Annotated in this window: 10 protein-coding genes and 1 pseudogene; 2 read left to right on the top strand and 9 right to left on the bottom strand. The window is 44.7% G+C overall.

Features of this window, described 5'->3' with window-relative positions:
• Window positions 1-107 precede the first annotated feature (107 nt).
• From recX to cysP, 7 genes are all read right to left on the bottom strand, one after another.
• Entirely contained in the window at window positions 108-566 is a 459-nt protein-coding gene (gene recX / locus G5S32_RS12200; protein WP_165312259.1) for a recombination regulator RecX, read from the bottom strand.
• Window positions 567-861: 295 nt separating this feature from the next.
• A complete protein-coding gene (gene recA / locus G5S32_RS12205; RefSeq protein WP_165312260.1) occupies window positions 862-1,914 on the bottom strand; it encodes a recombinase RecA in 1,053 nt (350 codons plus the stop codon).
• Window positions 1,915-2,064: 150 nt separating this feature from the next.
• Window positions 2,065-2,547 carry a nicotinamide-nucleotide amidase gene (pncC, locus tag G5S32_RS12210; protein ID WP_165312261.1) on the bottom strand — a complete coding sequence of 161 codons (483 nt, stop codon included), beginning with the start codon at window positions 2,545-2,547 and terminating at the stop codon, window positions 2,065-2,067.
• A gap of 115 nt (window positions 2,548-2,662) precedes the next feature.
• The gene (locus G5S32_RS12215) at window positions 2,663-3,793 is read right to left on the bottom strand and encodes a sulfate/molybdate ABC transporter ATP-binding protein (RefSeq protein ID WP_165312262.1); all 1,131 of its coding nucleotides are present in this window, start codon (window positions 3,791-3,793) and stop codon (window positions 2,663-2,665) included.
• Entirely contained in the window at window positions 3,790-4,668 is an 879-nt protein-coding gene (cysW, locus tag G5S32_RS12220; RefSeq protein WP_165312263.1) for a sulfate ABC transporter permease subunit CysW, read from the bottom strand. The genes G5S32_RS12215 and cysW overlap by 4 nt, the downstream gene beginning before the upstream one ends.
• A 14-nt stretch (window positions 4,669-4,682) precedes the next feature.
• Entirely contained in the window at window positions 4,683-5,552 is an 870-nt protein-coding gene (cysT, locus tag G5S32_RS12225) for a sulfate/thiosulfate ABC transporter permease CysT (protein WP_165312264.1), read from the bottom strand.
• A gap of 82 nt (window positions 5,553-5,634) precedes the next feature.
• Window positions 5,635-6,636, bottom strand: coding sequence for a thiosulfate ABC transporter substrate-binding protein CysP (gene cysP, locus G5S32_RS12230; RefSeq protein WP_165312265.1), 1,002 nt, complete (start codon window positions 6,634-6,636; stop codon window positions 5,635-5,637).
• Window positions 6,637-6,862: 226 nt separating this feature from the next.
• Between cysP and cysM the strand changes: the two genes are divergently transcribed.
• Both cysM and mutS read left to right on the top strand, forming a co-directional pair.
• Window positions 6,863-7,753 (top strand): cysteine synthase CysM, encoded by an 891-nt coding sequence (gene cysM, locus G5S32_RS12235; protein WP_165312266.1) that lies wholly within the window; start codon window positions 6,863-6,865, stop codon window positions 7,751-7,753.
• Between the two features lie 276 nt (window positions 7,754-8,029).
• Window positions 8,030-10,615, top strand: coding sequence for a DNA mismatch repair protein MutS (gene mutS, locus G5S32_RS12240; protein WP_165312267.1), 2,586 nt, complete (start codon window positions 8,030-8,032; stop codon window positions 10,613-10,615).
• 204 nt (window positions 10,616-10,819) lie between these two features.
• Here the strand turns inward: mutS and rpoS are convergent, their stop codons facing one another.
• Window positions 10,820-11,818 (bottom strand): RNA polymerase sigma factor RpoS, encoded by a 999-nt coding sequence (gene rpoS / locus G5S32_RS12245; RefSeq protein ID WP_165312268.1) that lies wholly within the window; start codon window positions 11,816-11,818, stop codon window positions 10,820-10,822.
• Between the two features lie 71 nt (window positions 11,819-11,889).
• Window positions 11,890-12,384: pseudogene (locus G5S32_RS21700) on the bottom strand (peptidoglycan DD-metalloendopeptidase family protein); the annotation flags it as partial.
• Between the last annotated feature and the right edge of the window lie 39 nt (window positions 12,385-12,423).

The raw sequence follows: 12,423 nt of genomic DNA on the forward strand, positions 1-12,423 counted from the left end.
GACGAGCAAGAATTAAAATTTAACGGAATGTCATGAAGTTAAATACACGATTGATTGGAAACAAGCGCTAGCAAGTTACAGAGAGATGAATACCTTCACTCCTAAACCTATTCATCTGCAGCTAAAGCATATTGAATCTGATCGAAGCTAAAGCCTCTATACAAAAGGAATCTCACTCGCTTGGCGTACTCTTTTTGATCTTGAGTGGCTATTTGTTGTTTGAATTTCTTTTCTGCGGTTTGCTTGGCTAATTCAAACCAATCAACCTCTTCGTGCTCAATCGCACTATTAACTGCATCATTTTCAACACGTTTTTGCTGCAGTTCCTGGCGAATTCGCTTCTCTCCATGGCCTTTAGCAATATGTTGCCTCACTTGGCTACGGGCAAAACGTTGATCATCCAAATAACCGTGTTCTTTGCAGTAGATAACGGCTTGTTGCACATCCTCTTCTTCAAAACCCTTCAACAAAAGTTTCTGCCAAAGTTCAAACTCGCCGTGATCTCGTCGCGTCAGAAGATACAACGCGCGCTCTTTGCAGCTCATTTTATTCGGGTTTGAATACATATCACCTCTAATACCATCTTAGATAAAATATGCTCAGACTGAGCATCGGTAGAACAGCGAATAGGCGTCAAACGCAAACACGCATTTATTCGTCCCTGAAGCTCCGCCGAGCCATCCATAGCTCGGAGGGTTTGCTTATCGACGCCCATTCACTGATCAGGAAATTTTCCAGAATGGCATAAACACAAAACTTAAATGCTTATTGCACAATCAAACGCTCTTAATAACAAAAAGCCCCGCTAATCAGCAGGGCTCATAATTCACTATCACCGTGGTGATTTAAGACCAGCAGTAATTAAAACTCTTCTTGTTCTTCAACAGACTGTTCAACAACATCAGAAGATGAAGTTGCTTCTAAAGTCGAGTTCAACAACATTTCACGAAGTTTAGCGTCGATAGTCGCTGCCGCTTCTGGGTTGTCGCGTAGGAACTTACATGCATTCGCTTTGCCTTGGCCAATTTTATCGCCATTGTAGCTGTACCAAGCGCCTGCTTTCTCAACCAGTTTGTGTTTAACACCTAGGTCAATCAACTCACCTTCACGGTTAAAACCTTGACCGTAAAGAATTTGCGTGTCCGCTTGTTTAAATGGTGCTGCGATCTTGTTCTTAACCACTTTGATGCGTGTTTCGTTACCTACTACTTCTTCGCCTTCTTTAATCGAACCAGTACGACGAATATCTAGACGTACAGAAGCGTAGAATTTCAGCGCGTTACCACCCGTTGTTGTTTCTGGGTTACCAAACATCACACCAATTTTCATACGAATTTGGTTGATGAAGATACACATACAGTTTGACTGCTTCAGGTTACCCGTTAGCTTACGCATTGCTTGAGAAAGCATACGAGCTTGAAGACCCATGTGGCTATCGCCCATTTCACCTTCAATTTCAGCTTTAGGCGTTAAAGCGGCAACGGAGTCGACAACCATAACATCGACAGCGCCAGAACGAGCCAATGCATCACAGATTTCTAGCGCTTGTTCGCCAGTGTCAGGCTGAGAAACCAATAATTCATCAATATTAACACCCAGTTTCTTCGCATAGATTGGATCTAGAGCGTGTTCAGCATCGATAAAAGCACAGGTTTTTCCTGCTTTTTGTGCTGCTGCGATAACTTCAAGCGTTAGCGTTGTTTTACCTGACGATTCTGGACCGTAGATTTCTACAATACGCCCCATAGGTAAACCACCAGCACCTAAAGCAATATCTAAAGAAAGTGAACCGGTAGAAATGGTTTCAACATCCATAGTACGGTTGTCACCAAGGCGCATAATTGAACCTTTACCGAATTGCTTTTCAATTTGACCTAGGGCTGCGGCTAGTGCCTTCTGTTTGTTCTCGTCCATTACTTTCTCCAGACTGTCACTCGCGTGATACGTGAATGCTTACAAATGAGTTTGACTTACTTTGTCAGAATGATGTCCATTATACTGTTGATTTGTACAGTGTCCACCCCTGTATGGAAAAAAGTTGTTACTTGTCGAAAAGTCAGTAACTTAAGACAAATACTGCTTAATCATTTCTAATGCATGGAGTACAGCTTGAGTTCTAACCGCACTGCGATCGCCCGCAAAGTGTTGAGTTTCAACCTTTAGCCAATCAGATTTGTCCGCCCAAGCAAAACAAACAGTACCCACTGGTTTTTCTTTACTACCTCCGCTAGGACCAGCAATGCCACTGATCGAAACGCCGATTGTTGCATTAGAGTTTTTCAGCGCTCCTTGTACCATTTGAATAACAACCGGTTCAGAGACTGCGCCAAATTCAGATAATGTTTCGCTTTTAACGCCGATCATCTCTTGCTTTGCTTCATTGCTATAAGTAACAAAAGCCCGGTCAAACCAGGCGGAACTTCCAGCAATTTCGGTTATTGCATTGGCTACACCACCGCCAGTACAAGATTCTGCGGTCACTAAAATCTGTTTGTGCTCAAGCAATAACTCACCCAGTTGTTGGCTTAATTGTTCGATTGAATTCATTACTAACACCTAACCTACTATCAGTCAGATAAAGCTAACTGATAGCCAACTGATTGCCAACCACAGAAACAACAAGAGTGCCATTTGGCACTCTTGTATCGTATAAAACAGAAAACTAAATTTCGAACATCAAGTTGCCCGGAGCTAAGAACGGCCAACGTATAACTTCAGGAGCTTGATGAGAATCTTCTGCGAAAAAGTAACCAACTTGAGGCAATGCAAACACTTGGTCGCCTCTCTTCAAAGACTGTTCACTCAATGCGCGGTGAGAAAGTTTAGCTTCCCAAAGCTCGTTAGTTTGCCAACCAATTGGTGATAATTCTACACGTACTTCAGCCCCCACAGGGTTGATCGACACCACCTCACAAGGTAATGATGCTTGGCTATTCTCTTTTGCCGATAGGCTTAATTCATGACTACGCACATAAAGCAGGCCATTCTTGCGTGTTGCTTCATTGACTGGCGGTAGCACAAAAGCATCACCATTATTCCACTGTTGCTTATGCCAATTTGCTTTGAATTGGTTGACGTTACCAAAGAAATCAAACACAAAACGGCTATTAGGATGCGCATACAGCTCGACCGGTGAATCTACCTGTTCAATACGACCATTACTCATCACCACCACGCGATCGGATAGCTCCAAAGCCTCATCCTGATCGTGAGTCACGAACACGCTGGTAAAACCCAACTCATCGTGCAAACTGCGTAACCAACGACGCAAGTCTTTACGCACTTTTGCGTCCAATGCGCCAAAAGGTTCATCAAGCAGCAGTACTTCCGGTTTGGTGGCCAAAGCTCGAGCCAGCGCAATACGTTGCTTCTGTCCACCAGAAAGCTGCTCTGGGTAACGCCCCGCTAGATGCCCAAGTTGAACAATTTCTAACAACTGCTTCACACGCTTATTGATTTCAGCTTGAGAAGGACGCTGTGAGCGATCCATGACCTGCAAACCAAACGCAACGTTATCCGCGACGGTCATGTGACGGAAAAGTGCGTAGTTCTGGAAAACAAAACCAACTCGACGATCACGTACGTGTACGTTGGTCACATCACGATCTCGAAAATGGATAGAGCCCGAATTAGCACTTTCCAAACCTGCGATAATACGTAACAAGGTTGTTTTACCCGAACCTGAAGGTCCAAGTAAGCCAATCATTTCACCATCTTCAATATGCAAGGAGAGTGGCGAAAGTGCCTGAAATTTGCCGAAATGCTTCGATATATTGTCTAAACGAATACTCATAACGTTCCTTGCTGCTCTTGTTCAATGACATGATTTCGTTCTTGTCGCCATTCAACAAAGGCTTTCAAAATCAAAGTTAATAAAGCGATAAATGCCAAAAGGGATGCGCTTGCGAATGCCGCTTCGGATTGATAATCCTCATAGAGAAGCTGAACATGCAGCGGCAAAGTGTTGGTTTCACCACGGATATTTCCTGAAACCACCGCCACTGCGCCGAACTCACCGACAGCACGAGCATTGGTTAGGATCACACCGTAAATCAATGCCCACTTAATATTTGGCAGAGTAACTCGGCGGAACAGTTGCCACCAAGATGCACCGAGAATCACAGCTGCTTCTTCGTCACTACGCCCTTGTTGTTGCATCAAAGGAATGAGTTCTCTGGCAACAAATGGGCAGGTTACAAAGACCGTCACAAGTACAATACCTGGCCACGCGAACATGATTTGTAAGTCATGTTCATACAACCATTCCCCTAGCCAACCGCTGCTGCCGTATAGCAAAAGGTAAAGCAGACCTGCAACAACTGGTGAAACCGCGAATGGGATATCAATTAAGGTGGTAAGAAATTTACGCCCAGTGAACTCAAAACGAGTCACTGCCCATGCCAACATGACGCCAAACACTAAGTTGATTGGCACAGTCAGTAAAGCCACCAGCAGAGTCAGGCCAATCGCGTGTAACGTATCAGGCTCACTGAGGTTAGTGATGTAAGTTTCTAAACCACTGGCGAAGGCTTGCTGGAAAATACTTAACAGTGGAATCAGCAGTAGCACAGCGACAAAAAACAGCGCCAGAGAGATTAAACTCCACTTTACCCAAGGCTGTTCACCGACGCGTAACGGTCTCTGATTTGTTGTTCTTTGACTAGACATATCGAATAAACTCCTTATCGACCGTGAATTCGGCGTAAATACGCGCCTTGCCAAAGATTAATCACTAACAAAAGTGATAATGAAGTGAGTAACACAATCGAAGCAATCGCGCTTGCTGCTGGGAAATCAAATTCTTGCAGACGAACGAAGATCATCAGAGACGTAATTTCACTGACGTATGGCATATTGCCAGCAATAAAGATCACCGCACCAAACTCACCTAAGCTGCGAGTAAATGACAGCGCTACACCTACCATCAACGCAGGCCATAGAGATGGCATAATGACACGCCAGAAGACTGCGCTATCAGACGCACCAAGCGTCATGCCCGCTTCTTCTTCCTCACGGGAAATTTCTTCGAGTACTGGTTGTACGGTACGAACCACAAAAGGAATACTGGTAAATGCCATGGCAACGATAATGCCCAAAGGGGTATACGCGACTTTCACACCGATGCTTTCAAGCACACTGCCAATCCAACCGTTGCTTGAGTACAAAGTCGCAAGAGTAATACCAGCAACCGCTGTAGGTAGTGCAAAAGGTAGGTCAACTAAAGCATCAAGAATTCGTTTCCCCGGAAATGTGTATCGAACCAACACCCAAGCTAATAGAAGACCAAAAGCACCGTTAAACAGTGACGCGACGAAAGCAGATATCACGGTCACTTTATAACTTGCAACCACACGTGGGTCAGCAATCACTTGCCAGTATTCACTAAAAGACATGCCTTTGGTTTGCATCACCAGACCCGTTGCTGGTAGCAACAAAATTAAGCTAACAAACAACAATGAAATGCCTAAGCTAATCGCAAATCCAGGCAAAACACGGGTTTTCTTAGGTGAACCATGATGCTTCGGGCGAGATGTCACAACAGATCCGCTCATAAACTCTCAATATAACCAGTCAAAAAGAAAGATAACCGCCCCATTCTCATCAATATTCTTAATGAAGGGCGGCAATGTTTGATTAACGACGTTGTAGTTGATCTAACTTAGCGCCATTTGCGAATTGAGTCTTCATTGCTTGATCCCAACCACCAATGATTTGTTCTACAGTCAGTAGCTCAACCGCAGGGAAACGGTCTGCAAATTCTGCTTTTACTGTTTCATCGTGTACACGGTAGTTGAAACCAGCCAGCATACGTTGAGCATCTTCACTGTACAGGTATGAAAGGTACTCAGTTGCTACATCCGTTGTACCGTTACGTTTGGCATTACGTTCTACAACCGCTACAGGGAATTCTGCAAGAATCGATGTTTTTGGAACAACCACTTCGTAGTTGTCTTCACCGTATTGTTTACGAATATTGTTCACTTCTGATTCGAACGTGATGAGAACATCGCCCAATTTACGCTCAACAAATGAAGTTGTTGCACCACGACCGCCTGTATCAAATACCGCGACGTTCGCTAGGAATTGCTTTAAGAATTGATCTTGTTTCGCTTCGTTGTCTTTACCAAACGTCTTCTGAGCGTAGCCTAGCGCTGCTAGGTATGTGTAACGTGCGTTACCAGATGTTTTCGGGTTAGGGAAAACTGATGACACATCTTCACGAGCGAGATCACCCCAATCTTGAACGTTTTTCGGGTTACCTTTACGAACCAAGAAAGCGGTTGTTGAGTAATAAGGTGAACTTGCATTTGGTAGTAACTCTTGCCAGTTTTCTGGGATAAGTTTGCCTTTATCATGCAGTACTTGTACATCAGTTACTTGGTTAAAAGTCACTACATCTGCTGATAGACCTTGCAGAATTGAACGAGCTTGAGCTGATGAGCCACCGTGAGACTGTTTGATCTCTACCGTTTTGCCTGTTTTCTCTTTCCAGTGTTCAGCGAACAATGGATTATATGAAGCAAACAACTCACGAGCGATATCGTAAGAAGAGTTTAAGATTGTTTGATCTGCTGCTGATGCGTTGAATGATCCCGCAATTAACAAAGCTGCGAGTGCTGACTTCATCTTTTTCATTATGTTTATACTCCAAAATCATCTTGCCAATGTGGCTTCCTTTGTCACTAGAGTATGTGCATAAAACGATTATAACAAAGGTTATAAATAGAACCTTTTGGAATATTATCAAACAATAAATTGTATGCTGATAGTGAATAGAGGCTTGTGCTGTAGTAGGGAAGAATTAGAGAATGGCAGCACTTAAAAGACTCACATTCATAACGAACAATAGAAGGCGAACACTGTGTCTGACTTTCCAACCATCGAAGCTTATGTAGGCCAAACACCTCTGGTAAAACTACAACGTCTAGCGGCGGGTAGCCAAAGCACCGTGCTAGTCAAACTGGAAGGAAACAACCCAGCCGGTTCAGTTAAAGACCGCCCAGCTCTGAATATGATTATCCAAGCCGAAGCGCGTGGCACAATTCAACCAGGCGATACCATTATTGAAGCAACGAGCGGCAACACCGGTATTGCACTTGCCATGGCGGCGGCTATCAAAGGCTACAAAATGATTCTTATCATGCCAGATAACTCTACTCAGGAACGCAAAGATTCGATGCGAGCCTATGGTGCAGAACTAATTCTGGTCAGTAAAGAACAAGGAATGGAAGGCGCTCGCGATCTCGCCTTGCAAATGCAAAGTGAAGGCAAAGGCAAAGTTCTTGATCAGTTCAACAATCCAGATAACCCTGATGCTCACTTTCACTCTACAGGTCCTGAAATCTGGCAACAGAGCTTTGGTAAGATTACTCACTTCGTTTCGAGCATGGGAACGACAGGTACCATCATGGGAGTATCTCGCTACCTGAAGAGTCAGAATCCTGAAGTAAATATTGTGGGTCTGCAACCTTCCGAAGGCAGTGCAATTCCTGGGATTCGCCGCTGGCCGCAAGAATACTTGCCGGGCATTTTTAACGCCGCTGACGTTGACCAAGTGATGGATATAGATCAGCAAGATGCGGAAAACACAGCGCGAGCATTGGCTCGTGAAGAAGGGATCTGTGCTGGTGTCAGCTCTGGTGGTGCTGTATTCGCGGCGATCGAAATCGCTAAACAAAACCCAGGCTCTGTCGTAGTCGCGATCATCTGCGATCGCGGCGATCGTTACCTATCGTCAGGTCTCTTCTCTTAACAAATCCCCGAGCTTAGCCAGTCCCTCAGTCACAAATGGATTAAGCATTTTTTTGTTCTCCCCCTCAAATATGGGGGAGTAAAGACTTGTGACTAAGAGATAGCTGTTTGTCTCGCCCCTTTCACAAGAGTGAGGGGAGAATTGCCCTGTTGTGACTGGATTTGTTATCATCACTCACCGTTTTCAAGTGACCTTACGCGAGACTTTGCTCAGGACTATTTGTTTGATAGTTAGGGTAAAAGGACTGCCAACGATACTAACAAGTGATGTAACGCCATGAATCAACCGAGCGAGTCTCTTTCGCACCACACTCCAATGATGCAGCAGTACCTGAAACTCAAGGCAGAAAACCCTGAGATATTACTGTTTTATCGTATGGGGGATTTCTATGAGCTTTTCTATGATGATGCCAAGCGTGCTTCGCAGCTGTTGGATATCTCTCTAACCAAACGTGGAGCTTCGGCTGGTGAACCGATTCCGATGGCAGGAGTACCATTCCACGCGGTTGAAGGTTACTTAGCAAAATTAGTTCAATTGGGAGAATCGGTCGCTATCTGTGAGCAGATTGGTGATCCTGCCACCAGCAAAGGTCCTGTTGAACGTAAAGTCGTTCGTATCGTTACTCCGGGCACAGTTACTGATGAGGCTCTACTTTCCGAGCGCCTTGATAACCTAGTTGCTGCGATTTATTACCACAACGGTAAATTTGGTTACGCAACGTTGGATATTACTTCGGGTCGTTTCCAGCTTAGTGAACCAGAAACGGAAGAAGCAATGGCAGCTGAACTGCAAAGAACAGCTCCAAGAGAACTACTTTTCCCTGAAGATTTCGCTCCCGTTCAACTGATGGCAAGCCGCAAAGCTAACCGTCGTCGCCCTATTTGGGAATTTGAACTCGATACCGCCAAGCAACAACTCAACCAACAATTTGGTACCCGCGATCTGGTTGGCTTTGGTGTTGAAAACGCAAAACTGGGCTTATGTGCCGCAGGCTGTTTGATTCAATACGTTAAAGATACCCAGCGTACCGCACTGCCACATATCCGCTCATTAACCTATGATCGCCAAGATCAGTCTGTAATTCTCGATGCCGCAACTCGTCGTAATCTGGAGCTGACGCAAAACCTGGCTGGCGGAACAGACAACACGTTGGCGGAAGTCCTTGATCACTGTGCAACACCAATGGGCAGCCGAATGCTCAAACGTTGGATCCACCAACCTATGCGTTGCATCAATACACTCAATCAACGTCTGGATGCGATTGGGGAGATCAAACAACAAGGCTTATTCGCTGATCTTCACCCTGTTTTGAAACAAATCGGCGATATTGAGCGAATTTTGGCTCGTCTGGCGCTGCGTTCTGCTCGTCCAAGAGATTTAGCTCGTCTGCGTAACGCTATGCAGCAACTTCCAGAGTTGAGCGATACATTAGCGGAGTTGGTGCACCCTTATCTGGTAAAATTACGTGATTACACTCAGCCAATGGATGAACTGTGTGAGCTATTAGAACGTGCGATCAAAGAAAACCCGCCAGTGGTAATCCGCGACGGTGGTGTCATTGCAGAAGGCTATAACGCCGAGCTCGATGAATGGCGTGATTTGGCAAATGGCGCAACGGAATATCTAGAGAAATTAGAAGCTGACGAACGTGACCGTCACGGTATCGACACGCTGAAAGTTGGCTATAACGCAGTACATGGTTTCTTTATTCAAGTTAGTCGTGGTCAGAGTCACCTCGTTCCACCACATTATGTTCGTCGCCAAACCTTAAAGAACGCGGAACGCTATATCATTCAAGAGCTTAAAGAGCACGAAGATAAGGTACTGAATTCAAAATCAAAAGCACTGGCTTTGGAAAAACAACTTTGGGATCAGCTGTTCGACTTATTACTTCCTCATCTTGAGCAGATGCAGAACCTCGCTTCCGCACTGTCTCAATTAGACGTATTGCAAAATCTCGCAGAGCGAGCTGAAAGTTTAGATTACTGCCGACCAACCATAACGGAAGCTCCGGGGATCCATATCCAGTCAGGACGTCATCCTGTGGTAGAACAAGTAATGAATGATCCGTTTATCGCCAATCCGATTGAACTGCATGCTCAGCGCAAAATGTTGATCATCACTGGTCCAAACATGGGTGGTAAATCCACCTATATGCGTCAAACAGCTCTTATTGCGCTGCTGGCACATATAGGTTGCTATGTTCCTGCGGAATCAGCACAAATTGGTTTGCTCGATAGGATTTTCACCCGTATCGGCGCTTCAGATGATCTTGCTTCTGGACGTTCTACCTTCATGGTTGAGATGACAGAAACAGCCAATATCCTGCATAACGCGACAGAAAAAAGCTTAGTGTTAATGGATGAGATCGGTCGTGGCACCAGTACTTACGACGGTCTGTCACTAGCCTGGGCAAGTGCAGAATGGTTAGCAAAACAGATCGGTGCATTAACTCTGTTTGCAACCCACTATTTTGAACTGACTGAGCTACCAAACGTGATACCAAATTTGGCGAATGTTCACTTAGATGCGGTAGAGCACGGCGACAGCATTGCCTTTATGCACGCAGTACAAGAAGGTGCGGCAAGCAAATCATATGGCTTAGCCGTTGCAGGACTGGCTGGCGTACCTAAAACGGTGATCAAAAATGCACGCAGCAAGTTGACTCAGCTTGAGCAACATAGCTTACAACAAACTGGTCAACCTTCATCCGCATCTAGCTCAAGAGTTGATATCGCAAACCAGCTAAGCTTGATACCAGAACCAAGTGAAGTTGAGAATGCACTGGCAGCTATCGATCCTGATGACTTAACACCTCGTCAGGCGCTAGAAGAGCTATACCGTTTAAAGAAACTGCTGTAATACCATTGGAATGCTTTTGCTCCTCCCCTTTCGAAGGGGAGGTCGGATGGGGTTGCTTCCGCTGAAACTCATCAAAGTTCTCCCCCTCAACTGAGGGGGAGAACCCAGAGCAAAACCACTCGCTAGTCTATAACCTGTCGACAAAACAAAAGGCACTCAATGAGTGCCTTTTACTGGAATGATTCTAAATCATCAAAGTATGTATTAAGCTTCAACTTCTACGTTGAAAAGCGATTCCATATTTAGACCTTGTTTTACCAAAATCTCTCTTAAACGACGTAAGCCTTCAACTTGAATTTGACGAACTCGTTCACGAGTGAGGTTAATTTCACGTCCAACTTCTTCCAGAGTCGAAGGCTCATAACCTAGTAAACCAAAGCGTCGAGCTAACACTTCTTTTTGTTTAGGGTTTAGCTCTTCCAGCCACTCAATCAACGAATCACGAATATCATCGTCTTGAGTCGAAACTTCAGGGTCGGAGTTGTTAATATCAGGAATAATATCGAGTAGCGCTTTATCCCCGTCACCGCCAATCGGAGTATCAACAGAGCTAATACGTTCATTTAAACGCAGCATCTTGCTGACATCATCAACCGGTTTGTCGAGCTCAACCGCGATCTCTTCTGCAGTTGGCTCGTGATCGAGTTTTTGCGAAAGTTCACGCGCGGTACGTAGGTAGATATTGAGCTCTTTAACCACGTGTATTGGTAGACGAATTGTGCGAGTTTGGTTCATCAGCGCACGTTCGATCGTTTGACGGATCCACCAAGTTGCATAAGTTGAAAAACGGAATCCGCGTTCTGGATCGAATTTTTCAACCGCACGGATCAAGCCCAAGTTACCTTCTTCAATAAGATCCAGTAACGCCAGACCGCGATTACTATAGCGACGAGAAATTTTCACCACCAAGCGTAAGTTACTTTCGATCATGCGACGTCTCGCAGCTTCGTCTCCACGAAGAGCTCGTCGAGCATAAAGAACTTCTTCTTCGGCAGTTAAAAGAGGTGAGAAACCAATCTCGCTGAGATACATCTGAGTTGCATCTAAGCTTTTGGTTGAAGCATCGAACTCTTCACGGATATCTTCCGTTTGGTCAATGTCATCATCTTCGGCAGTGAGCTTTACGTCAACTTCAACAATGTCTGTTGAATCAATGTCTAAGTCAAACTCTTCTTCCTTGGTTACTGTATTGCTGATACTCATAGCGCCTCCCCCGGCGAGCTAGCAAGACATTACGACTCAATATGTCACTACATAACTCTTCACAAGTATATTTAAGGTAAATACCGTTTTGGATTCACAGACTTACCTTGATAACGAATTTCAAAGTGCAGGCGAACACTGTTCGTACCTGAGCTGCCCATTGTTGCTATTTTTTGGCCAGCTCTAACACTTTGTCCTTCTTTAACCAACAGCTGGTCATTATGGGCATAAGCACTTAAGTAATGCTCATTATGCTTCACGATGATTAAATTGCCATAACCTCGCAATGCATTACCCGAATAGACCACGGTTCCTGCAGCAGTAGAAGTAATGGATTGACCTCGCTGTCCTGCAATATCAATACCCTTATTTCCTTGATCTCCTGCTGAAAAGTTTTTAACAACTCTCCCTTTCGTTGGCCACAGCCACTTATCGACTTTATCGTTCTGTGGTGTAGGTTTGCTTACAGTTTTGTTAATATTTTGTTGATGATCAGAACCAACATACTCTTTTGTTTTCGATTGATCAATCGTCTTAACTGGATCTTTTTTAACCAAATTGGTCGATTTGTTAGCTTGAGCAGCATTAGTGTTTTTACTCGGTTT

It is taken from the genome of Vibrio ziniensis, assembly GCF_011064285.1.
Taxonomy (GTDB): Bacteria; Pseudomonadota; Gammaproteobacteria; order Enterobacterales; family Vibrionaceae; genus Vibrio; species Vibrio ziniensis.